General features: G+C 56.7%; 23 protein-coding genes. 14 read left to right on the forward strand and 9 right to left on the reverse strand.

The features are described 5' to 3' along the window. Positions 1-91 precede the first annotated feature (91 nt). Positions 92-943 (reverse strand): Vmh family MBL fold metallo-hydrolase, encoded by an 852-nt coding sequence (locus VF709_RS17170; protein WP_148790937.1) that lies wholly within the window; start codon positions 941-943, stop codon positions 92-94. A gap of 111 nt (positions 944-1,054) precedes the next feature. On the opposite strand from VF709_RS17170, the gene VF709_RS17175 reads away from it, so the two are divergent. Then, the gene (locus tag VF709_RS17175; RefSeq protein ID WP_072205113.1) at positions 1,055-1,948 is read left to right on the forward strand and encodes a LysR family transcriptional regulator; all 894 of its coding nucleotides are present in this window, start codon (positions 1,055-1,057) and stop codon (positions 1,946-1,948) included. A gap of 81 nt (positions 1,949-2,029) precedes the next feature. Continuing rightward, complete coding sequence (locus tag VF709_RS17180) at positions 2,030-2,458, forward strand: OsmC family protein (RefSeq protein WP_020690322.1); 429 nt, start codon at positions 2,030-2,032, stop codon at positions 2,456-2,458. A 23-nt stretch (positions 2,459-2,481) separates the two neighbouring features. On the opposite strand, the gene VF709_RS17185 is transcribed toward VF709_RS17180, so the two are convergent. Continuing rightward, entirely contained in the window at positions 2,482-3,387 is a 906-nt protein-coding gene (locus VF709_RS17185; RefSeq protein ID WP_013096538.1) for a LysR family transcriptional regulator, read from the reverse strand. A 134-nt stretch (positions 3,388-3,521) separates the two neighbouring features. Between VF709_RS17185 and VF709_RS17190 the strand changes: the two genes are divergently transcribed. Next, a complete protein-coding gene (locus tag VF709_RS17190; protein WP_029883329.1) occupies positions 3,522-4,271 on the forward strand; it encodes an SDR family NAD(P)-dependent oxidoreductase in 750 nt (249 codons plus the stop codon). Here the strand turns inward: VF709_RS17190 and VF709_RS17195 are convergent. The 7 genes from VF709_RS17195 to VF709_RS17225 are packed head-to-tail and all read right to left on the reverse strand — an operon-like array spanning position 4,268 to position 11,101. Continuing rightward, positions 4,268-5,197, reverse strand: coding sequence for an ABC transporter ATP-binding protein (locus VF709_RS17195; RefSeq protein WP_029883328.1), 930 nt, complete (start codon positions 5,195-5,197; stop codon positions 4,268-4,270). The two genes, VF709_RS17190 and VF709_RS17195, sit on opposite strands and share 4 nt — an antisense overlap. Next, positions 5,190-6,176 carry an ABC transporter ATP-binding protein gene (locus VF709_RS17200; protein WP_020688688.1) on the reverse strand — a complete coding sequence of 329 codons (987 nt, stop codon included), beginning with the start codon at positions 6,174-6,176 and terminating at the stop codon, positions 5,190-5,192. Before VF709_RS17200 ends, VF709_RS17195 begins: the two co-directional genes overlap by 8 nt. Beyond that, positions 6,173-7,069 (reverse strand): D,D-dipeptide ABC transporter permease, encoded by an 897-nt coding sequence (gene ddpC, locus VF709_RS17205; protein ID WP_095455249.1) that lies wholly within the window; start codon positions 7,067-7,069, stop codon positions 6,173-6,175. The genes VF709_RS17200 and ddpC overlap by 4 nt, the downstream gene beginning before the upstream one ends. Continuing rightward, a complete protein-coding gene (locus VF709_RS17210; RefSeq protein ID WP_149896704.1) occupies positions 7,066-8,088 on the reverse strand; it encodes an ABC transporter permease in 1,023 nt (340 codons plus the stop codon). Before VF709_RS17210 ends, ddpC begins: the two co-directional genes overlap by 4 nt. Positions 8,089-8,110: 22 nt before the next feature. Next, positions 8,111-9,643, reverse strand: a complete 1,533-nt coding sequence (locus VF709_RS17215) for an ABC transporter substrate-binding protein (RefSeq protein ID WP_440232043.1) — start codon at positions 9,641-9,643, stop codon at positions 8,111-8,113. A 15-nt stretch (positions 9,644-9,658) separates the two neighbouring features. After that, on the reverse strand, positions 9,659-10,234 hold the full coding sequence (gene ddpX / locus VF709_RS17220) for a D-alanyl-D-alanine dipeptidase (protein WP_013096545.1): 576 nt from the start codon (positions 10,232-10,234) through the stop codon (positions 9,659-9,661). Between the two features lie 12 nt (positions 10,235-10,246). Next, the gene (locus VF709_RS17225) at positions 10,247-11,101 is read right to left on the reverse strand and encodes a MurR/RpiR family transcriptional regulator (protein WP_013096546.1); all 855 of its coding nucleotides are present in this window, start codon (positions 11,099-11,101) and stop codon (positions 10,247-10,249) included. A 267-nt stretch (positions 11,102-11,368) separates the two neighbouring features. On the opposite strand from VF709_RS17225, the gene VF709_RS17230 reads away from it, so the two are divergent. The 11 genes from VF709_RS17230 to VF709_RS17280 all read left to right on the forward strand — a co-directional run bounded on the left by VF709_RS17230 (position 11,369) and on the right by VF709_RS17280 (position 24,577). After that, on the forward strand, positions 11,369-12,853 hold the full coding sequence (locus tag VF709_RS17230; protein WP_440232046.1) for an alpha/beta hydrolase: 1,485 nt from the start codon (positions 11,369-11,371) through the stop codon (positions 12,851-12,853). A gap of 91 nt (positions 12,854-12,944) precedes the next feature. Continuing rightward, entirely contained in the window at positions 12,945-14,156 is a 1,212-nt protein-coding gene (locus VF709_RS17235) for a diguanylate phosphodiesterase (protein ID WP_038420913.1), read from the forward strand. Between the two features lie 88 nt (positions 14,157-14,244). Continuing rightward, positions 14,245-15,138 (forward strand): aminoimidazole riboside kinase, encoded by an 894-nt coding sequence (locus VF709_RS17240; RefSeq protein WP_038981781.1) that lies wholly within the window; start codon positions 14,245-14,247, stop codon positions 15,136-15,138. A 169-nt stretch (positions 15,139-15,307) separates the two neighbouring features. Further along, a complete protein-coding gene (locus tag VF709_RS17245) occupies positions 15,308-16,825 on the forward strand; it encodes a carbohydrate porin (RefSeq protein ID WP_139936505.1) in 1,518 nt (505 codons plus the stop codon). 67 nt (positions 16,826-16,892) lie between these two features. Beyond that, positions 16,893-18,263: a sucrose-specific PTS transporter subunit IIBC gene (locus VF709_RS17250; RefSeq protein ID WP_029883319.1), complete on the forward strand. Its 1,371-nt coding sequence runs from the start codon at positions 16,893-16,895 to the stop codon at positions 18,261-18,263. Further along, positions 18,263-19,669 (forward strand): sucrose-6-phosphate hydrolase, encoded by a 1,407-nt coding sequence (locus VF709_RS17255; RefSeq protein ID WP_149896701.1) that lies wholly within the window; start codon positions 18,263-18,265, stop codon positions 19,667-19,669. The genes VF709_RS17250 and VF709_RS17255 overlap by 1 nt, the downstream gene beginning before the upstream one ends. Positions 19,670-19,697: 28 nt before the next feature. Further along, positions 19,698-20,714, forward strand: a complete 1,017-nt coding sequence (locus VF709_RS17260; protein WP_020688679.1) for a LacI family DNA-binding transcriptional regulator — start codon at positions 19,698-19,700, stop codon at positions 20,712-20,714. A 97-nt stretch (positions 20,715-20,811) separates the two neighbouring features. Next, on the forward strand, positions 20,812-22,362 hold the full coding sequence (locus VF709_RS17265; protein WP_013096554.1) for a methyl-accepting chemotaxis protein: 1,551 nt from the start codon (positions 20,812-20,814) through the stop codon (positions 22,360-22,362). A gap of 761 nt (positions 22,363-23,123) precedes the next feature. After that, a complete protein-coding gene (locus tag VF709_RS17270) occupies positions 23,124-23,543 on the forward strand; it encodes a hypothetical protein (RefSeq protein ID WP_013096556.1) in 420 nt (139 codons plus the stop codon). A 5-nt stretch (positions 23,544-23,548) separates the two neighbouring features. Next, positions 23,549-24,115 (forward strand): RNA polymerase sigma factor, encoded by a 567-nt coding sequence (locus tag VF709_RS17275; RefSeq protein ID WP_080292718.1) that lies wholly within the window; start codon positions 23,549-23,551, stop codon positions 24,113-24,115. 90 nt (positions 24,116-24,205) lie between these two features. Beyond that, the gene (locus tag VF709_RS17280; RefSeq protein ID WP_013096558.1) at positions 24,206-24,577 is read left to right on the forward strand and encodes a hypothetical protein; all 372 of its coding nucleotides are present in this window, start codon (positions 24,206-24,208) and stop codon (positions 24,575-24,577) included. Positions 24,578-24,600 lie beyond the last annotated feature (23 nt).

Raw genomic sequence — 24,600 nt, forward strand, 5'->3', positions numbered from 1 at the left:
TTAGAATGGGAGGATATATTGAGGGTTTGCCGCGAGGATATTTTGCAGGCGCTCCTGCTATCACTGAAATATAGCAGGAGCAGATTTTACATTACCACTTCATTTCGCCGGTATTCACTTTGGCGCTTAATTCCAGCGAGCTCTCTTCAGCCAGACCCGGATACTGTTTTTTCATGGCGCTGATCACGCCTGTCGATGTTTTATGTTCTGACAACGCCTGTTCGAAGCGCTGGAGATAATCACGGGTAAAGTCGAGAGCACCGCTGCCTGCCGGTGGTGTTCCCAGATAGTGACCCGGGATCACGCGTTCAGGCTTATGTGCCGCCATGCTTTCCAGCGTCTGTTGCCACTGCTTGCGGCTGGCTGGCGTTTGGGTGTCTGCCGTCCAGACGTGGATGCCCCAGGCGACACCGGTACCACCGAGGATAGTTTTAGCCGAAGGGATCCAGACATAGGCGGCGTAGCTTTCTGGCTGCTCGATATCAATCTTCTCGCCGTCCACCATGAAGGTAGTGGATGCCAGCACCTGCGGAACGATAAGTTCGGTTGGTGCACCGTTTTTCATTTGCGGTCCCCAGAAGGCAAGTTTTGCGTCTTTGGTGGCCTTGATATGGTCAACCACCTGCTGTGTGGCCACCACTTTGGCATTCGGGAAGGCTTTCACCAGCGGTTGCAGACCAAAATAGAAATCCGGATCGCCAGAGGTAATGACGATTTTGTTCAGGGTTTTCCCGCTTTTGCGAATTTTGTCGACCAGCGCTTCGCCATCTTTGACGCTGAACTGGGCGTCAAACAGCACGGCCTCTTTTGGACCAGAGACCAGCGTGGAGGAGACCGCAAACATCCCTTTGTCCTGCGGGTTATAGGTATCAATGGTTAATGGCGCAGCCAACACCGCGGGCGTGATAAGCGTGGAAAGCAGTGCAAGGTGAGTGAATTTCATTCTGATGTCTCTGTTGTTCAGGAAAGTCTTTATTGTACGGATATTCGCATTTGCCAGAATTCCTGAAACAAGACATGCTTTGTTTCATAAATCGAGCAAATGGGGTGTTATATGGATCGCGTTATTGCCGCTCAGGTCTATAACCGGATATGCGAGCTGGGAAGCCTGAGTGCAGCAGCCCGGGCGTTGGGTATCTCCCGTCCGATGGTGAGCCGCTATCTTGAGCAAATGGAGAAGTGGGCCGGTACGCGGCTGGTAAACCGCTCGACGCGCAAGCTGACGCTGACGGCGGCCGGAGAGAAGGTGCTGCTAAAAACGCGAACGCTGTCCCAGCTGTCGCAGGAAATTGAGGGCCAGTCGGAGAAAGATCTCCCTTCAGGCACGCTACGGGTGGCCTGCGCCCATTTTACCGCCATGCATCTGATTGCCCCGGTGCTGCCCGGCTTGCTTTCGCGCTACCCGCAGCTGCGCATTGAGCTGGATGTGAACAACCACCCGGTGAGCCTGGTAGGGGAACGCATTGATGTGGCGATCCGCATCACGGATAACCCAGAGCCCGGGATGATCGCCCGCAGGCTCGGGGAGTGTCGTTCCGTGCTGTGCGCGTCGCCGCAGTATCTTGCAACCCACGGCACGCCAGAGCAGGTGGAGGAGTTAGCGCAGCACAACTGTCTGCACTACAGCTTTTTCGCCGGTCAGGCGTGGCACTTCCTGACGCCGGAAGGGGAAAACGTCAGCGTCGCCGTGAGCGGCAACCTCAGCGCCAGCATCTCGTCATTGTTGATGGAGGCGGCGGTGAAGCATTGCGGCATTGCCATGTTGCCGGAGCAGGAAGCACATGCCGCGATTGAACAGGGCACGCTGCTCCCGGTGCTGAGCAGCCTGACGCCCAAAGCGTTAGCCATTCACGGTATTTATCAGTCCCGGGAGTATCAGCCCGCGGCGTTGCGCGTGTTTCTTGATGAGATAGCGCACCATCTGTCAGGCGACGCGCAGCGGGTATAGGTTACAGAATTGTCTGTGTTCCTAGGTGTGCCGGAACCATCGTCTATACTTACCCCTTTGTAAGCCAAAAGGAGAGCAAGAATGACGATTCATAAGCACGGTTCGGCACACTGGTCTGGTGATATCAAAAATGGCAAAGGGACGGTCTCAACGGAAAGTGGCGTCCTGAATCAACAACCTTACGGCTTTAACACCCGCTTCGAAGGCGCTAAAGGCACTAACCCGGAAGAGTTGATTGGCGCAGCCCACGCCGCCTGTTTCTCAATGGCGCTGTCGCTGATGATTGGTGAAGCGGGCTATACCGCCGATTCCATTGATACCACGGCGGATGTCTCGCTGGATAAAACCGATGGCGGCTTCGCGATCAGCAAAATTGCGCTAAACAGCAAGGTCACCGTACCGGGTATCGATCCGCAGAAATTCGACGGCATCATCCAGAAAGCGAAAGCAGGATGCCCGGTGTCGCAGGTACTGAAAGCGGAAATCACGCTGGACTATAAACTTAACTAAGTCTGAGCCGGGCGAAGGCCCGGCTATCCCTTCAGCGCAGCAGGAAAAACCGCTGCCAGCCATGCAATAAACGCCTTAAGGCGATGCGTCAGATGCCGGTTTTGCGGGTAAACCACGTGAAACGGATACGCCGCCGGGTGCCAGTCGCTTAAAATTTCTTGTAACGTACCCGCCTGAAGATATGTCTTTGCTGAATACGTAAACGTCTGAATGATGCCCAATCCTGCCACCGCCGCTGCCAGGTGCGCATTGCTTTCATTAACGCCGAGATAGTGCGAAATGCCGATCTCCTGCACCTCGCCGCCTTTCCTGAAGCGAAACGGAAAGGGCCGCCCGGTGACCGGGGAGAGATAGCTTATAAGTTTATGTCCGTTACGCAACTCTTGGGGATAAGCCGGAACGCCGTGCTTTTTCAGATAGCCCGGCGTTGCGCAGGTCACCATGTCGGCGTCGCCCAGATGACGGGCGATAAGGGTGGAATCGTTCAGCGGACCGCCTCTGATCACACAATCCACGTTGCCGCTGATCAAATCAACAGGACGATCCGCCACGCCAAGATCGATGCGAATATCCGGGTAGCGCTGCATGAAATCCGGGAGCAGGGGGATGAGCACGTCGCGGGCAGTCGAACCGCCAATATCCACCCGCAGATGTCCTTTCGGTGTGGCGTGAGAGACGCGAAACGAGGTATCGATATCTTCGATATCAATGAGCACCCTGACCGCTTTTTCATAATACTCCGCGCCTTCCGGCGTCGTGACCACCCGGCGGGTGGTACGGTGCAGCAGCCGTATTTCAAGATGCGCCTCAAGCGCTTTCACAAGCTTGCTCAGTGTGGCAATGGGCATGTTTAGCGAATCAGCCGCTCGGGTAAAGCTCCCGGTTTCCACAACCCGCGTGAAGGCGCGCATCGCCATGAGCTGGTCCATCTTTTTCTCTCGATTATTTCTGTCTGTGAATAGTCATTTTCAGTTTTGCTGGTTTTTCACTAATCCGGCAAGGGCTAATGTGTCTCCAGCGCAAGCAAAAACGCGCACCGCAAACCCAACAAAAGGTAAATGACATGAACACAACGCTCTTCGAAAAAATCGCACTGGTCACTGGCGGCAGCACCGGTATTGGTCTTGCCACGGCGCAGGAGCTGGCGGCTCAAGGCGCCAAAGTTTATATCACCGGTCGTCGACAGGCCGAGCTGGATGCCGCCGTCGCACAAATTGATTCCCGTGCGGTGGGTATTCGTGCCGACGTCTCACAACTCGCCGATCTGGATCGAGTCTATGCGCAGATAGCAAAAGAAGAAGGGCGTCTCGATATTTTGTTCGCCAATGCGGGTGGCGGAGATATGCTGCCGCTGGGAGCAATCACCGAGGAGCAGTTTGACCGTATTTTCGGCACAAACGTGCGCGGAGTGCTGTTTACAGTACAAAAAGCGCTGCCGCTGTTATCTGCCGGGTCGTCCATTATTCTGACCGGTTCAACGGTGTCGATAAAGGGAACGGCAAACTTTAGCGTCTACAGCGCCAGCAAAGCCGCCGTGCGCAACTTTGCCCGCTCCTGGGCGCTGGATCTGCAGGGCCGTGGGATCCGTATCAACGTGGTCAGTCCTGGCCCCGTCAAAACCCCGGGACTCGGCGAACTGGTGCCAGAAGAACATCGTCAGGGGCTGTACGATGCGCTGGCTGCACAGGTTCCGTTAGGACGTTTAGGTGCGCCGGGCGAGGTGGGGAAAGTGGTGGCGTTTCTGGCCTCTGACGCGGCCAGCTTTATTAACGCCACCGAGCTGTTTGTTGATGGTGGGATGGCGCAAATTTAATCCACATTACGCCAGCAGCGCACGCTACGGCCCTCGTGTGAAGGCTGTAGCGGCTGCGGGCGTTCACACCCCTGCGTGGCCTGCGGACAACGGTCGCGGAAATAGCACCCCTCGGGCAGATGGCGGTTCCCCGGGAGATCCGTTTTACGCAGCGCCAGGTTTTCATCCAGCGGCTCACCGGTTCTGGGAACGGAATCGAGCAGCAGCCGGGTGTAGGGATGACGCGGCGTAACCAGCACCTGTGCCGCCGTGCCCAGTTCGACAATCTGCCCCAGATACATCACCGCCACGCGATCGCTCATGTGCCTGACAACCGAGACGTTATGGGATATCAGCACATAGGTCAGGTTGCGTTCCTGCTGCAGCTTCACCAGTAAATTGAGGATCTGCGCCTGTACGGAAATATCCAGCGCGCTGGTGGGCTCATCCAGCACGATGATGTCCGGGTCAGAGGAAAGAGCGCGGGCGATAGCAATACGCTGGCGCTGCCCGCCGGAAAAGGCGTGCGGCAGGCGGTCGAGGTATTCCGGGCGGATACCGACCTGCTGCGCCAGGTTTTCAGCAAGCTGACGTCGTTCCCGTTCGCTGCTGCGTTTTTGCACCCACACCGGCTCGGTGATAATGCGCCAGACCGGCAGACGCGGGTCAAGCGACGAGAGCGGATCCTGGAACACCATCTGCATACCGCCCGCGTGGTTTGTCCGTGCACACAGGCCGGCACTGGGTTTGAGCATCCCCATTAAAAGCTGCGCCAGTGTGCTTTTACCACAGCCGGATTCGCCAACAATCCCCAGCGTTTCGCCGCGATGGATCTGAAGATCCAGCCCGTTAAGAGCATGCACCTGTTCCGTGACCCGCCCCAGCCAGTTTTTGCGTGCGGGAAAGTTAACGTGCACGCGATCCAGTTCCAGCAGTACGTCAGACATGGGTTTTCTCCTGTTGCGGATACCAGCAGGCCGCCCGCTGGCCTTCGGCCCCCTGAGGCAGTAAGCGCGGCGTTTCAGTGCATTTTACGCCCGCAGCAAAACAGCGCTCCCGAAAAGCACACCCGCGCGGAAGCTGGCTAAGGTTGGGCACCGTACCGGGGATGGCAGGCAGCATCTCGCGCGGCTCGCCGTTTTCAGGCGCACACTGCAGCAGGCCGATGGAATAGGGATGAACGGGATGGTGGATCAGCGTTTGCGTGGTGCCGCTTTCAATCACGCTCCCGGCGTACATGACATACATCCGATCGCAGAGCTGTGAAACCACCGCCATATCGTGACTGATAAACAGTACCGAGGTTCCGCTGGCCCGCGCTTTATGCTTCAGCAATCGCAGTACCTGTAGCTGGACGGTGACGTCCAGTGCGGTGGTCGGCTCATCGGCAATAATCAGTTCAGGCTCGCAGGAGAAGGCCAGCGCAATCATCACCCGCTGGCGCATGCCGCCGGACAGCTCGAACGGATAACGTTCCATGACCTCCGCCGCATCCGGGATCTGCATCTCTTCCAGCAGGGTGATCGCTTTTTTCCCGGCATCACGCCGTGAAAGGGGCTGATGCTGGCGGATCACCTCCACCATCTGTTTGCCAATTCGTCGCGTTGGGTTCAGCGCTGTCATCGGCTCCTGAAAAATCATCGCCACTTTGGCACCGCGCCACTGGCGGAGCTGTTTCTCGGATGCATTCAGGACATCTTCACCCAACAGTTTTACCTGCCCGCGATGGATCCGGTAACTGCCCTCCGGCAGCAGACGCATGGTCAGCATCGCCGTTACCGATTTTCCGGAGCCGGATTCGCCCACTACGCCAACAATCTCGCCGCGTTTGATCTCCAGCGATACGTGGTTCAGGGCGTGAACTTCGCCGCGAAATATCGGGAAGCTCAGGTGTAAATCTTCAATGGTTAATACTGCTTCGCTCATGCCTGTTTTCCTCCCGATTTCGGATCCAGCAGGTCGCGAATGCCGTCACCAAATAGATTAAACCCGACGGCAGTGATCAGAATTGCCGCACCAGGAAAGGCGCAGTACCACCACTGGTCGAGCACATAGTTGCGGCCCACGGCCACCATCGCTCCCCATTCGGCGGTGGGCTGCTGTGCCCCAAGGCCGATAAAGCCCAGCGTGGCGGCCATCAGAATGGCGCTGCCAATATCCAGTGAGGCCTGCACGATCAGCGGTGGCAGGGCGTTACGCAGAATGTGCCAGCTGATCAAATGCCAGCGCGACGCGCCAAATGTACGGGCGGCCTGCACATAGGTAAACTGGCGCACCACCAGGGTTTGCCCGCGCGCCAGGCGAACGTAAAACGGGATACGCACAATCGCAATCGCCAGCATGGCGTTAAACAGACTCGGCCCAAGCGCCGCCGCCAGTGCCATGGTCAGTACCAGGGAAGGAATGGAGAGCATAATGTCCATCACCCGCATAATGATGGCATCGCCGCGCCCGCCCAGCACGCCGGACAAACAGCCCAGCAGCGAGCCGATACTCCCGGCAATCACCACCACCGCCAGCCCGGCGGTAATGGATTGCTGGCTACCGACCAGCACGCGGCTGAACAGATCGCGTCCGACTTCATCGGTACCAAACCAGTGTTGCGCAGACGGGGCCTGCAACCGGGCAGTGAGATCCAGCGCGTTCGGATCATGGGGGACGATCCACGGTGAAGTTACCATCAGCAACAGCATCACCAGCATAATCACCCCGCCGATCAGCGTGAGCGGGCTTTGACGCAGCATCCAGAACAGCCTTGGCCAGTCGATGCCCGGTTTCGTTGTGTTTACGGGGACGGGCGTTTCCTCAGTCAACATCATTCGGCACCTCCGCGCCCGATACGAGGGTCAATCCACAGATAGAGCAGATCAACCACCAGATTGACGACCACATAGGCCAGTGAAACCACCACGGCGAAGCCCATGACGGCAGGGAAATCCAGTGCCTGAATGGAGGTCACCACCCAGGCGCCCATGCCTGGCCAGGCAAAGACGGTTTCGGTCAGTACCGCACCATAAAGCAGATCGCCCAGCGCCAGCCCGAGTACGGTAATGGACGGGATCATCGCATTCGGCAGGGCATACCGCAGGACGATATACCAGCCCGGCAAGCCGCTGGCGCGGGCGGTGCGAATGTAATCTTCGCTGAGCTGCTCCAGCATGGCGGAACGTACCTGACGCGCCACGATGCCAAGATGAACAAACGCCAGCGTCAGTGACGGTAAAATCAGGTGTTGCAGGGCGTTGAAAAAGACCTCGCCGTTACCCTCCAGCAGGGCATCCAGCAGATAAAAGCCCGTCACGTGGGCAGGCGGGTCGAGCCAGTCGTCCAGCCTGCCGCCGCCGGGCAGAAGCTGCAGATGGCCGTAGAACAAGACGATGACGCCCAGACCCAGCCAGAAGGCCGGTGTGGAGATCCCAGTCATCGCCATCAGCCGTACCAGATGATCCAGCCAGCGGTTGCGGTAGACCGCCGATAAAATCCCCAGCGGAACGCCGATCACCAGCGCCAGCAGCAGGGAACAGAACGCCAGCTCCAGCGTGGCAGGGAAGAAGGCTTTTAAATCTTCCGCCACCGGCCGCCCGGTACGGATAGAGGTCCCTAAATCGCCGTGCGCCAGGGCGTCCACATAGCGGCCAAACTGGATATAGAGCGGCTGATCCAGTCCCAGTTGCTGGCGAATGTTCTGCACAATATCGTCGCTGGCACGGTCACCGGCCAGCAGGCGGGCCGGATCGCCGGGGATCAGGTGTGAAATGATAAAGGTGATGATACAGACACCGGCTACTACCAGGATTAACCCCCAGCAGCGCTGGCGCACAATGCTCCAGAACGTCATACACTTTCCCCCGGCGAAACCGTTACTTGCTCATGGTGGCGATGTTGAACACCTGCTCGAGCATTGGATTAAAGGTGAAGCCTTTGACCTCTTTGTTCATTGCCAGCTGGTAATTCTTCTGGAACAGATAAACGTAGGCCGCTTCGTCAATTACAATCTTCTGCGCCTGCTGGTAATCGCGGGTGCGCTCCGCCTGGTCCGTGGTTTTCAGCGCCGCCTGCAGCAGGGAATCGACCTCTTTGTTCTCATAGAACGAGCGGTTGCCCGGCAGACCTTTTTTGTCCGACTCAAACCAGTAGTTCATGAACATGTACGGGTCGGCAAAGTCCGGGCTCCAGTTGCCAATGGCAATGTCATAGTCGCCTTTACCCACGCGGTCGCGCATAGTGGCGTTAGCCAGTTTTTCCAGCTTGACGTTGATACCGAGCTTGCCCAGGCTGGCCTGAGTGGAGAGGGCGATAGGCTCCCAGTTCGGGTCGTTGTCCGAGTAGAGGAACGTCAGGCTGGCCGGTTTATCTTTGACTTTCTCCAGCGCCGCTTTCGCTTTGGCCTCGTCAAAGCTGTACTGCATGGCGGTGGCGTCAAAGCCCCACATGCCATCCGGGATCGGGCCGCGCATCTGCTTGCCGTTACCGCTGAGAATGCCTTTCACCATCCCCTGATAATCGGTTGCCCAGGAGACGGCCCGACGCAAATCCACCTGATTCAGCGGCGCTTTGCTGTTGTTGAGATAGAGATAGGTCACGCGCAGGGACGGATACTCCGCCACGGCGACTTTGCCCTCCTGCTTGAGCGCAGAAAGCTGATCGACAGGCAGGGAGTCGGCAATATCCAGATCGCCACGGGAAAGCTGCAGGCGACGCGACGCGCTTTCACCGATAATTTTCACCGAGACGCGCTTAAAGTGGGGCTTATCTCCCGCCCAGTGCGGGTTAGGCACCAGCACCAGCTGCTGACTTTTTTGCCAGTTCTTCAGCATAAATGGCCCGGAACCGGCGGTGTTCTGCGCCAGATAAGCCCGCGCATCATCGGCGGCATTGGCCTTTAGTACGGCCGGGTTAATAATCGATGCACCGTCATTCGCCAGGGTATAGAGGAAGGGAGCAAACGGCTGGCTGAGGGTGAACTTCACCGTGTGGTCATCAACGGCATCAATTTTGAGATCTTTCGGGAACGCTTCAGACGGCCCTTGGCTGAGCTTCAGCAGGCGCTCAAACGACAGTTTTACCGCTTCAGCGGTGACCGGCGTGCCGTCAGAGAATTTCGCGTTGTCCGTCAGGGTGAAGGTCCACTCTTTCTGATCCTCAGATGCCTTCCAGCCCGTGGACAGATCGCCTTCGACCTCCGTGGTGCCAGGCTTGTACTTCACCAGACGCTGATAGGACGGATAGGTGACGGTCCAGTCGTTGTTATCAATGGTGATTGCCGGATCGAGGGTTTGCGGGTCGGCGGCTTTACCTATCACCAGCATGTCTTTCGGAACGGCGGCCTGCGCAGCAGGCATGCTCAGGGCCAGCGTGGCGGCGATAAGCGTCGTGAGAAGCGTTGTTTTCATGGCAGTGCTCCAGGTTTAAAGAGGGGTGTGCGTCAACGGAAAACAGGCGAAACGATCGTCAAGAAGGGGATAACTGGCGGCGTTTGGCAACTCGAAGTGCCACCATTCGCTGCCGATCCCCACAAAGCCGCCGCCAAACATGATGGCGTTAAGCAGCAGGCGGTTGCGCTGGGCGTGCGGCGGCACAGAGGGATGATACGGATGAGAACGGTCATCCATCTCATCAAACCCGGCCCCCATATCCAGCACGTTGTTATGTTCATCCATCAGGGTGACGTCGATGGCCGTGCCGCGGCTGTGATTGGAGCCAATGGCTACATCCACCACATATTCCGGGTTCGGGCACGCATCCCACAGCTGCGCCTGGGCCTGCTGAGGGCGATAGGCGTCGTAGACCACCAGTTTCAGTCCGGCGAGCGTGGCGATGCCAATCGATTTCGCCAGCGCGGTGGCGGCATCGGTATGCAGCAAACACAGCGCCTCCTGATAAATGGGACGGCCAGTCAGGTTGTCGGCGGTGGCGTATTTCAGATCGATATGCAACTCAGGAAACATTCTGGCGACATCAATCAGTTCACTCTCTTCGGGCATAGCTCCGCTCCTTTAGCGTTCGAATTGTCCAAACTCTTGTTGTAATTCACGGTTTATCGTCAGACGGTCTGCAAGCGCATCACCCAGCGCCTGGACCACGCCTGACAGCAGCAGGTTGAAAAGACAGCTCACAGGGGCCAGCGAATCCCAGAAGTGGCCGGTATCGGTTTTAACCTGCAATAAATCAATAGGGTAATCCCGCGCCCACGGACACCAGATATCGGTGATCAGGGCCATCGGAATACTTTTCTCACTTGCGACACGACAGTACTGCCGGGCAATGGCGGAATAGGCGCGGGTATCGGTCAGCACCACATAAGGGTGGTCAAAACCGGAGTTGAGCGATTCAACCCAACTGCCGGATAACCCCTCGGAGTAGCTCACGCGCGGGCGCAGATATTCCAGGTGGCTGAAGAAGGCGTTGGCAATCCCGCGCGTTGACTGAATACCCAGCACAAACACCGCCTCAGCATGGGTGAGCTGATGGACGATTTGCTTAAAGACATCGGTTTGTGCCAGCTGATAAACATGGGTGATTGCGTCCACCTCCAGTGAAAGGGAGTGCTGGAGGCGATCCGAGAGCGGACGCTGCTGTTGCCAGGAGTCCAGGCGTTCGTTCATTCCCCAGGGCTGATAAGGATCGCGCAGGCTTTTTTTGGCATCGTCCAGATTGCGATACCCCAGCTTGCGCAGGAAGCGCCCGACGGTGATCCCGCTGGTGCCGGTAGTCAGCGCCACGCTCTCTGCCGTCTCAAACGGTATCAGCGCGGCGTGCGCCAGCATCCAGCTTGCCACACGCTTTTCGCTGGGCGTCAGCTGGCTGAAGGTGGCTTCGATACGGTTCAGCATTTCAGGTTTGGTGGTCATTACCGCCTCGCTGTTAACCGGCTGTCAATGGCCGGAATTCTGTTACCTGGTTAACAATGCATGACGCGTGCCATGTTCACATGACGGCGAAAAGCCGCTGTGCTGTAAATTTCATGCAATATTTGATTAACCAATGATCAACATTTGTGCAGCGTAGTTCACTTTTGGTGCATTGTCGGATACGACAGAGATGAATTTGGTGAATACCTCAGCCCCTTCACATTTTTGATAAGATACAAACACAGTGACTAAGAGAAGGAACCCGGCATGGCGAATCTGCCCTGGCGTGTCAGCGTGCGCCTGATGGCTCTCGCAAAGAAAGTGGCGATGGTCATAGGGATTATCGTGGTTGTGCTGCTGGCAGTGCGGGTATATCTCTCGCAGCAGGGGCCGGCGTTACATCTCTGGCATACCAGGCGTGCGAATGAAATGAGCGTAAGCGAGCTGGATAAGGCGAACTTTGCTGACTATCTCGACCGGGAAAAGGCCATCTTCACCGACCTGGATAACGCGGTCACGGCAAAAACGAAGGGGGAGGAGCGTACCGCCTTAAACCGCTACTACCGTCAGAGCCTGGTTTGGCCCGGAAAATTTACTCCGGATGCAAATCGCTCGTTTGTGCTGATGCCTGCCGGTAAACCGCGTGGTGCAGTAGTTTTACTGCACGGACTCACCGATTCGCCCTATAGCGTTAAGCACCTTGCCGTTGATTATCAGCAGCGCGGATTTGTGGCCGTGGTGCCGCGCCTGCCCGGACACGGGACGGCGCCGGGGGCGCTGACAAACGTTGACTGGGAGATGTGGCTGGCGGCGACGCGTCTTGCCGTGCGCGAAGCCACCCGCCTGGCGGGGGATAACGTTCCTTTGCATCTGGTGGGTTATTCCAACGGCGGGGCGCTGGCGATGAAATACACCCTGGACGCGCTGGAGTCGCCTTCGCTGCGAAAACCTCAGCAACTGGTGTTGTTGTCACCGATGATCGGCGTCACGGCGTTTGCCCGCTTTGCCGGATTCGCAGGCTTACCGGCACTGTTACCGGCGTTTGCGAAAGCGGCTTGGCTGAATATCGCGCCGGAGTATAACCCTTACAAATACAATTCTTTCCCGGTAAACGCGGCGCGTCAGTCGTGGCTGTTGACGAAGGCGCTGCAGGAGCAGATTGGCCGCGCTGCACCAAACCACACGCTGGATCGGTTGCCGCCGGTACTGGCCTTTCAGTCGGTGATGGATTCCACCGTCAGTACCCGTGCGGTTGTCACGGGGTTATTCGACCAGCTTCCGGCCAATGGCAGTGAACTGGTGGTGTTTGATATCAACCAGGCGGCGAGTTTCCGCCCGTTATTCCGGCCGTCGTCGTGGACGGCCCTCTCTGAGTTGTTGCCGTCTGCGCAAAGACGTTACAGTGTCACGATTGTTACCAACGCCAGTGCGGAGCGTTTCGCCACGGTCGCGAAGCACATCCCCGCAGGCAGCACAGAGGAGACCGTGGAGCCGCTGGCGCAGCAGTATCCGCCGGAGGTCTATTCGCTTTCGCATGTCGCCGTACCTTTCCCGCCTGATGACGATCTGTATGGCCGGCATCCTGCCGTGAAAAACCGCTATGGTATCAGCCTGGGCACCATTGCGTTGTGGGGAGAGACCTCCGTACTGAGCGTGGGTAAAGATGCCCTGATGCGGGTGACCTCAAATCCGTTTTACGACTACATGAAGATGCGGATCGACAACCGCATCGGGACGGAGGAAAAAGGGTGATCCCTTAAGCCGTTAATTTATTAGGTAGCGCTGGTGAAGTATGTTAAACAGTAACTTCCCCGGCGCCTCCCTTATTCTGGAACCCATTCCTGTGCTCACCACGCTGATTTATCGAAGCCAGTTACATTTATCCTGCCGGTCCGCAGAATTAAGCGCGCTGGTAGAACGAGCACGAAGCCGCAATGCCAAACTGAACATCACGGGTGTCCTGCTCTCGAACGGCTGTGACGTCATGCAAATTCTTGAGGGCGCGGAAGAGAGCGTCGTGAAGTTGTTCCACAAAATTCGCGATGATGAGCGCCACAGTGGCGTCGTCGAACTGATGCGGGATTACGGCCCCCGCAGACGGTTTGACAATGTCGGCATGCTGCTGTTTGACCTGCAGGTCCAGTCCCCAAAAGAGGTGCTTGAGTCGGTTTTGCATTACAGCCAGCTGGAAAGCTATCTCATATCCGATGATCGGGTGTTCAAATTCATTCAGACCTTTATCACCGGGAAACATACCGGCCAGACGAGGAACCCGGTGGATGCGGGAAAATGGACGCTCGCATGTGAAAAAGCGCCCTTCGGTGAGGCCATGGGGTTGATAGCCGGTCAAATCTGTCAGTTTGCGCTGCAGCCGATAGTCGAGCCTTCGGAAGGGAAAATCAGTTCACTTGAAGCGCTTATTCGTGGCAACGATGGCGGGAGCCCGGAACATTTCTTCAAAACGCTCGATCAGGACAAGCTCTACGAAGTGGATCTGCAAACCAAAGCGTATGCCTTTGCGCTTGCGGAGAAACTGGGTATCGGCAGCCATAAAATTGCGGTGAATTTACTCCCCATGTCGCTGGTCAAGGTGCCCGGGGCGGTCGAGTTTCTTGTGGAGCAAATCAGACAACACGGGCTTCAGCCGGAGCAGGTGGTCATAGAAGTGACTGAAAACGAGATGATTTCCGGCTTTAACAAGTTCAACAGCGCGATCAAACAGCTTCGGGGTGAAGGTATTGGCCTGGCGATCGATGATTTCGGCTCCGGGTATGCGGGGCTTTCGCTGCTTACCCGCTTCCAGCCGGATAAAATCAAGATCGATCGGGAAATAGTCAGCAATATTCATCTCAGCGGCCCAAAACAGGCGATTGTCCGATCGATAGTGAGCTGCTGCACCGACCTTGAGATCACGCTGGTGGCGGAAGGCATTGAGAAGCTGGAGGAGTGGTGCTGGCTGGAATCCGCCGGTATTCGCCGTTTCCAGGGGTTTCTGTTTGCCCGGCCGCAGCTTAACGGGGTGGGCGATATTCACTGGCCACACCTGGTACGATAACGCTTTTTCCTTCCTGATTATTTCCCCTTTGGTCAGCCTGTGTTTAAATAGCTAAAACGGTTTAACATAGTTTAGCTACGGGGATGACATGGATAAAATCTGGGTACTCGGTGATGCAGTGGTGGATTTACTGCCAGAGGGGGACGGCAAATTGCTGCAATGTCCCGGCGGCGCACCGGCAAATGTGGCGGTCGGCATCGCCCGACTGGGCGGAAAAAGTGCCTTTATTGGCAGGGTTGGCGACGATCCGTTTGGCCGCTTTATGCAGAAAACGCTGGCGGATGAGCAGGTTGATGTGCAGTGGATGCGCCTCGATCCGGCTCACCGCACCTCAACGGTGGTGGTTGATCTGGACGAACAGGGCGAACGCTCGTTTACGTTTATGGTTCGGCCGAGCGCCGATCTGTTTCTCGATTCCACCGATCTGCCGCCTTTCAGGGCCAAAGAGTGGCTGCACGTCTGCTCCATTGCACTCAGCGCGGAGCCGAGTCGCTCTGCCACTTTTCAGGCGATGGATGCAATTAAAAAAGCCGGTGGTTTTGTCAGCTTCGACCCCAACATTCGCCCCGACCTCTGGCAGGATGAGGGCGAGCTCCGCCGTTGCCTCGAACTGGCGCTACAGCGCGCGGACGTGGTGAAGCTCTCCGTTGAAGAGCTGACGTTTTTGACCGGCGAATCCCATATCGAAACCGGTCTGGCGGCGCTGATGCAACATTGTCCGGCCCGACTGGTGCTGGTGACGCTGGGTAAAGAGGGGGTAATGGCCTGGCATGAGGGCATCACGACACACTATCCGGCCACACCTGTAGCGTGTGTTGATACCACCGGCGCAGGCGATGCGTTCGTCGCAGGGTTGCTGTTCGGCCTGGCCTCGTCAGGCCAGGATCTGGCAACAACCCTTGCACTGGCCCAGCGCTGTGGTGCACTGGCCACGACGGCCAAAGGGGCAATGACCGCGCTGCCGTACCGTCACAACCTGTAATTCCTTCCTGGCCGCCGACCGGCGGCCTGAATTGTCGCCTCGATCACACTTACTAAAACGGTTTAGCAAAAAGTATTGCCGATCCAAATTTCACGGGTTTAGTATCAGCAACCTAAACCGGTTTAGCAATTTAGCATTATCAAAACACTTTTTTTAGGGATGCGACAAAATGTATAAAAAACGCAGACTTGCCGTGATGATTGGCATGCTGGCCGGTAGTACCTCTGTTTTTGCCCAGACCGATATGACAAGCATTGAATCGCGCCTGGCGGCGCTGGAACAGCGTCTTCAGGATGCGGAAATGCGCGCCCAGAATGCGGAGAAACGCGCGACGGCAGCAGAACAAAAAACGCAGCAGCTGGTTGCCGCCCAGCAGCAAACGCAGACCACCACCCAGGAGGTGGCCCAGCGTACCACAATGCTGGAAAAGAAAGCCGATCAGAGCAGTGGTTTTGAATTTCACGGTTATGCCCGCTCAGGCCTGCTGATGAATGATGCGGCGTCCAGCAGCAAAAGCGGTCCGTATCTGACACCTGCCGGGGAAACCGGGGGCGCGGTCGGTCGTCTGGGTAACGAAGCGGATACCTACGTTGAGCTGAATGTGGAACACAAACAGACGCTGGAGAGTGGGGCGACCACGCGCTTTAAGGCCATGTTAGCCGACGGGCAGAAGACCTATAACGACTGGTCAGCCGATACCAGCGATCTTAACATTCGTCAGGCCTTTGCCGAGCTGGGCAATCTGCCTGATTTCACTGGCGCGCTGAAAGGGAGTACCTTCTGGGCCGGCAAACGCTTTGACCGCGATAACTTTGATATTCACTGGCTGGATTCTGATGTCGTGTTCCTCGCCGGTACCGGCGGCGGTGTCTACGACGTGAAGTGGAATGATACGCTGCGCAGCAACTTCTCGATTTACGGGCGCAACTTCGGCAGCGAAGAGCAGATCGACAACAACGTTCAGAACTATATCCTCAGCATGAATCACTTTGCCGGGCCATTCCAGCTCATGGTGAGCGGCCTGCGGGCGAAGGATAACGACGAACGCAAGGACAGCAATGGCGATCTGATTAAAACCGATGCGGCGAACACCGGCGTGCATGCCCTGGTGGGTCTGCACAATGACAGCTTCTACGGACTGCGGGAAGGCTCAGCGAAAACGGCGCTGCTGTATGGTCACGGCCTGGGGGCAGAAGTTAAAAGCATCGGCTCTGATGGCGCGCTGCTGTCAGAAGCCGATACCTGGCGCTTCGCAAGTTACGGTGTCACGCCACTCGGCGGTGGCTGGCATATCGCGCCTGCTGTACTGGCCCAGAGCAGTAAAGACCGCTACGTCAAAGGCGACAGCTACGAGTGGGTTACGCTCAATACCCGCCTTATCAAAGAGGTTACGCAGAATTTCGCCCTGGCGTTTGAGGGCAGCTATCAGTACATGGATTTGAACCCGGAAGGCTACAAAGATCGCAACGCCGTTAACGGCAGCTTCTACAAGCTGACCTTCGCACCGACCTTAAAGGCGGGCAAAATTGGCGATTTCTTCAGCCGTCCTGAACTGCGCCTGTTTGCCACCTGGATGGACTGGAGCAGCAAACTGGATAACTACGCCAGCGATGACGCCTTTGGCAGCAGCGGCTTTAACGCTGGCGGGGAATGGAACTTTGGGGTCCAGATGGAAACCTGGTTTTAACCCTTCACGCTCCCGCCAGGCGGGAGCGTATCAAACATCATAAAAATGAAGTCAGGCAGAGGTAACTATGGATTTTGATAATATTTCCCGTGCGCTCATTCCGCTGCTCGGTGGCAAAGAGAACATCGCCAGTGCCGCGCACTGCGCAACGCGCCTTCGTCTGGTGCTGGTCGACGATGCGCTTGCTGACCAGCAGGCCATCGGCAAGGTCGAGGGGGTGAAAGGCTGTTTTCGTAACGCGGGCCAGATGCAGGTGATTTTTGGCACCGGCGTGGTGAATAAGGTTTACGCGGCTTTTATTCAGGCGGCAGGGATTGGTGAATCCAGCAAGTCAGAAGCGGCAGATCTCGCGGCGCGTAAGCTCAACCCGTTCCAGCGCATTGCCCGCCTGCTTTCCAATATTTTCGTACCGATCATTCCCGCCATTGTTGCGTCCGGTTTGCTGATGGGCCTGCTCGGAATGGTGAAAACCTACGGCTGGGTGAATGCCGATAACGCCATCTACATCATGCTGGATATGTGCAGCTCGGCGGCGTTTATTATTTTACCGATCCTGATTGGTTTTACCGCCGCGCGTGAGTTTGGCGGTAATCCCTATTTAGGCGCCACGCTAGGTGGCATTCTGACCCACCCGGCGCTGACCAACGCCTGGGGCGTGGCGTCCGGCTTCCACACCATGAACTTTTTCGGCCTTGAGATTGCCATGATTGGCTATCAGGGAACGGTGTTCCCGGTGCTGCTGGCCGTCTGGTTTATGAGCATTGTGGAGAAAAATCTGCGCAAGGTCATCCCGGATGCGTTAGACCTGATCTTGACGCCGTTCCTGACCGTCATTCTCTCCGGTTTTATCGCGCTGCTGATTATCGGCCCGGCGGGACGCGCGTTAGGCGATGGCATCTCCTTTATTCTGAGCACGCTGATTACCCACGCGGGCTGGCTGGCCGGTCTGCTGTTCGGCGGGCTCTATTCCGTGATTGTTATTACCGGCATTCACCACAGCTTCCACGCGATTGAAGCCGGGCTGTTGGGGAATCCGTCGATTGGCGTTAATTTCCTGCTGCCCATCTGGGCCATGGCGAACGTGGCGCAGGGTGGTGCGTGCCTGGCGGTGTGGTTTAAAACCAAAGACGCAAAAATCAAAGCCATTACCTTACCGTCGGCGTTCTCGGCCATGCTCGGCATTACCGAAGCCGCTATCTTTGGTATCAACCTGCGTTTCGTGAAACCGTTTGTGGCCGCGCTGATTGGCGGTGCGGTGGGCGGCGCATGGGTGGTGTCGGTGCATGTCTACATGACGGCGGTAGGGCTGACGGCGCTGCCGGGGATGGCCATCGTGCAGGCCAGTTCGCTGCTCAACTATATTATCGGCATGGTGATTGCCTTTGGCGTGGCGTTTACCGTCTCGCTGCTGCTGAAATATAAAACGGACTCTGAATAATGACATTACCTTCCCGCTGGCCTGCCATGCTGCAGGCCGTGATGAAAGGCCAACCGCGCGCGCGTGCCGACCGCCACTACCCGCAGTGGCACCCGGCACCAGTGACGGGGCTAATGAACGATCCGAACGGTTTTATCTGGTTTGCCGGGCGCTACCATCTGTTTTATCAGTGGAACCCGCTGGACTGCGATCACCGCTATAAATGCTGGGGGCACTGGAGTTCGCACGATCTGCTGCACTGGCAGCACGAGCCGATGGCGCTGATGCCAGATGAAGAGTACGACCGCAGCGGTTGCTATTCCGGCAGCGCCGTGGACAACAACGGGATGCTGACGCTGTGCTATACCGGCAACGTTAAATTCGATGACGGCAGCCGCACCGCCTGGCAGTGCCTGGCGGTGGAACAACCGGACGGGACCTTTAAAAAACTGGGGCCGGTGCTGGCGCTGCCGGATGGCTACACCGGCCACGTGCGCGACCCGAAAGTGTGGCAGCACGACGGGCAGTGGTACATGGTGCTGGGCGCGCAGGATGTGCAAAAGCGGGGCAAAGTGCTGCTGTTCAGGTCTGCCGATTTGCACACGTGGGAATCGTGCGGAGAAATCGCCGGTCACGGCGTCAACGGACTCACGGATGCGGGATATATGTGGGAGTGCCCGGACCTGTTTGCCCTCGACGGGACGCACGTTCTGATCTGCTGCCCGCAGGGGCTGGCCCGTGAGCCGCATCGTTATCTCAACACCTATCCGGCGGCCTGGATGAGCGGGGCGTTTGACTATCAGCGCGGCGCATTTGAGCACGGTGCGTTACACGAACTGGATGCCGGTTTTGAATTCTACGCACCGCAAACGACGCTGGCGGAAGATGGCCGGCGGATCCTGATTGGCTGGATGGGCGTGCCTGACGGGGAAGAGATGCTGCAGCCCACCCGGGCACAGGGCTGGATCCATCAGATGACCTGTCCGCGAGAGCTGCGCTACCGCGACGGCAAGCTCTGGCAGACTCCGGTGCGTGAGCTGGAAATGCTGCGTGAAGAGGAACTGCACTGGCAGGGCAACGCCTGCGATGCGCCGGAGCTTGATGCCTCGCGCCTTGAGTTCGAGCTGAGCGCTGCCTGCGCGAAACTGGATTTTGCCGGTGCGCTGCACCTCACGGTCGATGGCAATGGCCTGCGTCTGGAACGTGCCAGCCTGCAAACGGGTGAGACGTTAACCCGCTACTGGCTGGGTGAGGTTCACCATCTGCGCGTTCTGTGCGACCGCTCCAGCGTCGAAATTTTCATCAACCACGGCGAAGGGGTGATGAGCAGTCGCTATTTTCCTGACCAACCGGCCCGTGTGCGATTCGAAGGTGCGTCCGACATCACATTACGCTACTGGTCGCTGCGCGGCTGCATGGTAGAATAGCGGTTTTGGCAGCCGGATCTAAGTCGTTGTGAGAAAAACAAAACGCGTCACCATTAAAGACATCGCGGAGCTGGCGGGAGTGTCAAAAGCCACCGCCAGCCTGGTACTGAACGGACGCAGCAAAGAGCTGCGCGTGGCGGAAGAGACCCGTGAGCGCGTGCTGGCCATTGCGAAAGAGCATCACTACCAGCCCAGCATTCACGCCCGCTCGCTGCGCGATAACCGCAGCCACACCATTGGTCTGGTGGTCCCGGAGATCACCAACTACGGGTTTGCCGTGTTTTCTCACGAACTGGAGACGTTGTGCCGCGAGGCGGGCGTTCAGCTGCTCATCTCCTGTAGCGATGAAAATCCGGGGCAGGAGACCGTGGTGGTCAACAACATGGTGGCGCGTCAGGTCGACGGGCTGATTGTTGCCTCCAGCATGCTCAACGATGCGGATTACCAGAAACTGAGTGAACAGCTGCCCGTGGTGCTCTTTGACCGCCACATGAATGACAGCTCGCTGCCGTTGGTGATCACCGATTCCATTACCCCGACAGCCAAACTGGTGGCCGACATTGCCCGCCAGCACCCCGATGAGTTTTACTTCCTCGGTGGGCAGCCACGGCTTTCCCCCACGCGCGACCGCCTTGAAGGGTTTAAACAGGGTCTGCGCGACGCGAACGTTACGCTGCGCCCGGAGTGGATCATTCACGGAAATTATCACCCGAGTTCCGGTTACGAGATGTTCGCCGAACTCTGTGCTCGCCTGGGGCGTCCGCCAAAAGCCCTGTTCACCGCCGCCTGCGGCCTGCTGGAAGGGGTGCTGCGCTACATGGGGCAGCACAATCTGTTGCAAAGTGACATCAGGTTAGCGAGCTTTGACGATCACTATCTTTACGACTCGCTCACGATCCCGGTGGATACCGTGCGCCAGGATAACCGTCAGCTTGCATGGCACTGCTTTGATCTGATTGGGAAATTGATTGACGGTGAAACGCCGGAGCCCGTGCAGCGGAAACTGGATGCCACCCTGCAGCGGCGCTATAAAGCGGCAGAATAGCCCTGCCGGACGACGGGATACATCAATAACTTTAATTAATTTAAGTTTTGGTTTAGCCGATAACCATAAGGAATAATTTTCTTTGAGGTATCGGTTCATGTCGTTAAAAAAATCATCCCTGATTGTCTTTTTCTCGCTGCTTTTCTTCTTTATCGCCAGCACCCTCACCAGCGTTGGCCTCATCATCAAAAGTAATAACTCCCTGGATAACGTGAACAAAGAGATCCAGGTGGTGCTGTCAATTATTGATCCCATCAACCATAGCCGCACGTTGCGCGTCCGGGTGATGGAGTATGTGAAGATGGTAGAGGCGGGCGCATCAGCGGATGAATCTGCGAAGCTCGCCGCAGTTAAAGAGGCACTGACCAAAGCCGATCGCGCCTTTGCTGCCTTTATGGCGTCTCCCCGTCTGACGGATGAAGCGCCGCTGGTAAGCGCTTATCAGGATGCCTGGCAGAATTACCGTAACCAGGGGCTGGCACCGCTCATTGATGCTGCCGCCGCGCACGATATTGCCAAATTCAACGCCCTGATACCGGAAGTCTCGCGCCTCGATCGTCAGTATGAGATTGTCCTCGACCAGGTTCTGGCCGTACACCAGGCCTATGCCAAAAGCCTGAACGAAGATGCGAGCAGCAACTTTGTTTCTGGCCTGGCGATTATCGCCGCTATCGCACTGCTGTTTATGCTGGTGATCGCCGCCGTCAGCCTGCTGATGAAACGCCTTGTTCTGGCACCGGTTAATCTGGCACGTGAACATTGCAGCCAGATTGCCGCAGGCAAACTCGATATTCCGGTGCCGGTGAAGGGGAATTCCGGCAATGAAATTGATCACCTGATGGGCTCTATGGAGCAGATGCGCCAGGCGCTGCTGGCAACCATCGCCCAGGTGCGTGACGCGAGTCATACCGTGACCCATGCCGCACAGGAGATTGCCTCCGGGAATATCGACCTGGCTTCGCGCACCGAACAGCAGGCTTCTGCGCTAACCCAGACGGCGGCCAGCATGGAAGAACTGACCGCGACCGTCGCCAATAACACCGATAACGTCTATCAGGCCGGAAAACTGGTGCAGGACGCGGTGAAAAATGCCCACACCGGGGAGGCCGTCACGCGTGAAGTGATTGAAACGATGAATACCATCGCCGCAAACTCGAAGCGCATCGAGGACATCACCAGCGTGATCAACAGCATCGCTTTCCAGACCAACATTCTGGCGCTCAACGCGGCGGTAGAAGCGGCGCGCGCCGGTACCCAGGGGCGTGGTTTTGCCGTGGTAGCCAGCGAAGTTCGCACGCTGGCGCAGAAAAGCGCGGTGGCGGCCAAGGACATCGAAAGCCTGATTGCCCAGTCGGTTTCCAGCGTCAAAAACGGTGCCGAACTGGTGGGGCGCTCAGGGGAGGTCATTGACTCGATTATCAGTTCCGTCAATAAAGTGAACACGCTGATGGAGCAGATCTCTGTGGCCTCTGAAGAGCAAAGCCGCGGGATTAGTCAGGTCGGGCAGGCAGTGACGGAGATGGATGGCGTGACCCAACAGAACGCCGCGCTTGTGCAACAGTCCGCCGCGGCGGCCGCGTCGCTGGAAGAGCAGGCCCAGCAGCTCACGCGGAGTATTTCGAGTTTTAGTTTGCCAGTGCAGGCTTGATATTATTGTGAATTGTAAGCCGGGTAAGCGTAGCGCCACCCGGCAATAAACGCGGCTAAGTAGTTGGTTTCAGCTTAATTTTGCCAGGTGTTTTGATTCAACAACCGGTGCGACGGGCATTATCTTTGGCGATGTTTCGCTGATAGCCGATGTAGCCGAAGGCATACCAGTAGCGCCGGGAATAAAAAGAAAATTAATCCTGTCAGGAATGCGTCATCCCCATGAAAATGCAGTATGGCATTAAAAAATACGCCAGCAGCCACGCCGACCACTAATAAAAATATAAACACCCAGACAGTGTGGTACCAGAGGATATAATTCGTCAGTCTGCCTATCATTACCGGATTGCTCCTTTTTAATGTGTCTGTTTCTATTTCCTGCTGCAGGGCATGACGCTATGAATAATAGACAGAGATGTAATGATTACAAACCTTTAACTAAAAATAGTTAATTAAGCCTCGCTTTAGATTATTGTTAAATGGAAGTTTTTTTGGATGATTATAGGAATAATCTCAATAACTGGAATGGGGCATTTAAAAAGCATCAATATCAAACCTGCTGAATAAATAACCTGGTTTAAAAGCGCGAACAGATCGGCATTATTACGGGTTCTAATTTTTATGCTGTTTCCATTCGTCAGTCGCGAAAAGCGTAAACCACATTGACTACGATGTTTTGAAAAATTTTTAGCAATATTCTTGTTCCTCATCCGTCTACCTCATCACAAGCCATAATCAGTTACTGTAAACGAGGTCAACACCATGAGAGAGTTTGATATGCACGGCAGAGGTCACGGGCGCGGATTCGGTCGCCACCGTATGGGCAAGGGCTTAGTCATCGGCGCGGTCATTTTTATCGTGCTCGGCCTGCTGGTGATGTCCCTGTGGAACGCCTTACTCCCGGCGATCCTCGGCGTGAAAGCCATTGGCTTCTGGCAGGCGCTGGGCATTTTGATATTGAGCCGGATCCTGTTTGGTGGTCTGGGGTTCCGTCCGGGTATGTTTGGTGCGCACCGCCGGATGCACGAACGCTGGATGAACATGACGCCCGAACAGCGTGAAGCGTTCATGCAGCAGCGCCGGGAAGGATTTGGTCGCCATGGTCGCGGGCACTGTGGCTGGCACGGCCACCGTGATGACAAGCGTGAAGACAACGCGCCAAAAGCGCCGGACGCAGAGTGAGCGAGATGAAAACCGGGGAGGCGGGCGGATCCTTGCTGATGTCGGCGGTTAATGCCTGCCGCGCCCGGCTGAGAGCCTTTATTCGCGGAAGAACGCCGGTACGTGACGACGCCGACGATATTTTGCAGGAGATCACGTATCAGCTGATGAAGGTGGAACAGCCGGTCGAAAACGTTGCCGCGTGGCTGTTTCGCGCGGCGCGAAATGAGATGACCGACCGGGCGCGGAAAAAGCGTGAAGTATCGCTCTCCGGTTATTTCAGTTTCACAGGCGAGGAGGATGACGATTTTCCGGAAGATGAGATCGCTGAAACCCTGTTCGGCGATCCGCATACCCCGGAAGAGGAGTACCTCAAAACGCTGCTGTGGGAAGAGCTGGGGCAGGCGCTGGCTGAACTGCCCGCAGCGCAGCGCGAGGTCTTTGAGAAGACGGAGCTACAAGGCTACAGCATCAAATTGCTGGCCGGGGAAACCGCGGTTAGCGAGCAGGCATTATTATCGCGTAAGCATAAGGCCGTGTTGTTCCTGCGCACGCGATTGCGGGATGTGTATGACGCGCTGACAGGGGGATAATGTTCCCGGCAGACAAAACCTTACACTGTCGGGACTTGTAGATTCATCACTATCGTTTATGATCGGGGCGTCTTGTTATTTTGGAACGTTATGCGCAACCGTCAGCTTCTCGGTAAATGGCTTCTGATAATCACGTGTCTGGCAATGGCAATTTGCCTGGTTCAGCGTGCGGTTTATCTCAACCATTTTTTACAGGGGCTGGATCCTCAGGTGCAAACGCTCATGATGGCTGACGCCCCGGGTCAGGAAGCTGAACAGCCCGGCCCGTCGCCGTGTCAACTTGGCGCACAGTCTTTGCTTTGCGCCCAGCCGCTGTTTTTTGACGGTGCGCTACCGGCGATTATTATCTTCTTCGCTCTGCTGCAGTTGTTTACCCAACGGCGCACATTTCTCTCCAGGGAGCAGCCTGTCCAGGCACCGCCTCCCCGAATACACCTCAAAAACTGCGTTTTCCGTGAATGAAAAGCATCGTTACCACACGATAA

This window comes from Enterobacter sp. Lyrl_3, from assembly GCF_051948675.1.
GTDB lineage: Bacteria > Pseudomonadota > Gammaproteobacteria > Enterobacterales > Enterobacteriaceae > Enterobacter > Enterobacter cloacae.

Excerpts from the sequence above, each read along its gene's own strand:
- VF709_RS17170 (WP_148790937.1), bottom strand. The coding sequence starts at position 943 with ATGAAATTCACTCACCTTGCACTGCTTTCCACGCTTATCACGCCCGCG.
- VF709_RS17175 (WP_072205113.1), top strand. The coding sequence starts at position 1,055 with ATGGATCGCGTTATTGCCGCTCAGGTCTATAACCGGATATGCGAGCTG.
- VF709_RS17180 (WP_020690322.1), top strand. The coding sequence starts at position 2,030 with ATGACGATTCATAAGCACGGTTCGGCACACTGGTCTGGTGATATCAAA.
- VF709_RS17185 (WP_013096538.1), bottom strand. The coding sequence starts at position 3,387 with ATGGACCAGCTCATGGCGATGCGCGCCTTCACGCGGGTTGTGGAAACC.
- VF709_RS17190 (WP_029883329.1), top strand. The coding sequence starts at position 3,522 with ATGAACACAACGCTCTTCGAAAAAATCGCACTGGTCACTGGCGGCAGC.
- VF709_RS17195 (WP_029883328.1), bottom strand. The coding sequence starts at position 5,197 with ATGTCTGACGTACTGCTGGAACTGGATCGCGTGCACGTTAACTTTCCC.
- VF709_RS17200 (WP_020688688.1), bottom strand. The coding sequence starts at position 6,176 with ATGAGCGAAGCAGTATTAACCATTGAAGATTTACACCTGAGCTTCCCG.
- ddpC (WP_095455249.1), bottom strand. The coding sequence starts at position 7,069 with ATGATGTTGACTGAGGAAACGCCCGTCCCCGTAAACACAACGAAACCG.
- VF709_RS17210 (WP_149896704.1), bottom strand. The coding sequence starts at position 8,088 with ATGACGTTCTGGAGCATTGTGCGCCAGCGCTGCTGGGGGTTAATCCTG.
- VF709_RS17215 (WP_440232043.1), bottom strand. The coding sequence starts at position 9,643 with ATGAAAACAACGCTTCTCACGACGCTTATCGCCGCCACGCTGGCCCTG.
- ddpX (WP_013096545.1), bottom strand. The coding sequence starts at position 10,234 with ATGCCCGAAGAGAGTGAACTGATTGATGTCGCCAGAATGTTTCCTGAG.
- VF709_RS17225 (WP_013096546.1), bottom strand. The coding sequence starts at position 11,101 with ATGACCACCAAACCTGAAATGCTGAACCGTATCGAAGCCACCTTCAGC.
- VF709_RS17230 (WP_440232046.1), top strand. The coding sequence starts at position 11,369 with ATGGCGAATCTGCCCTGGCGTGTCAGCGTGCGCCTGATGGCTCTCGCA.
- VF709_RS17240 (WP_038981781.1), top strand. The coding sequence starts at position 14,245 with ATGGATAAAATCTGGGTACTCGGTGATGCAGTGGTGGATTTACTGCCA.
- VF709_RS17245 (WP_139936505.1), top strand. The coding sequence starts at position 15,308 with ATGTATAAAAAACGCAGACTTGCCGTGATGATTGGCATGCTGGCCGGT.
- VF709_RS17250 (WP_029883319.1), top strand. The coding sequence starts at position 16,893 with ATGGATTTTGATAATATTTCCCGTGCGCTCATTCCGCTGCTCGGTGGC.
- VF709_RS17255 (WP_149896701.1), top strand. The coding sequence starts at position 18,263 with ATGACATTACCTTCCCGCTGGCCTGCCATGCTGCAGGCCGTGATGAAA.
- VF709_RS17265 (WP_013096554.1), top strand. The coding sequence starts at position 20,812 with ATGTCGTTAAAAAAATCATCCCTGATTGTCTTTTTCTCGCTGCTTTTC.
- VF709_RS17270 (WP_013096556.1), top strand. The coding sequence starts at position 23,124 with ATGAGAGAGTTTGATATGCACGGCAGAGGTCACGGGCGCGGATTCGGT.
- VF709_RS17275 (WP_080292718.1), top strand. The coding sequence starts at position 23,549 with ATGAAAACCGGGGAGGCGGGCGGATCCTTGCTGATGTCGGCGGTTAAT.
- VF709_RS17280 (WP_013096558.1), top strand. The coding sequence starts at position 24,206 with ATGCGCAACCGTCAGCTTCTCGGTAAATGGCTTCTGATAATCACGTGT.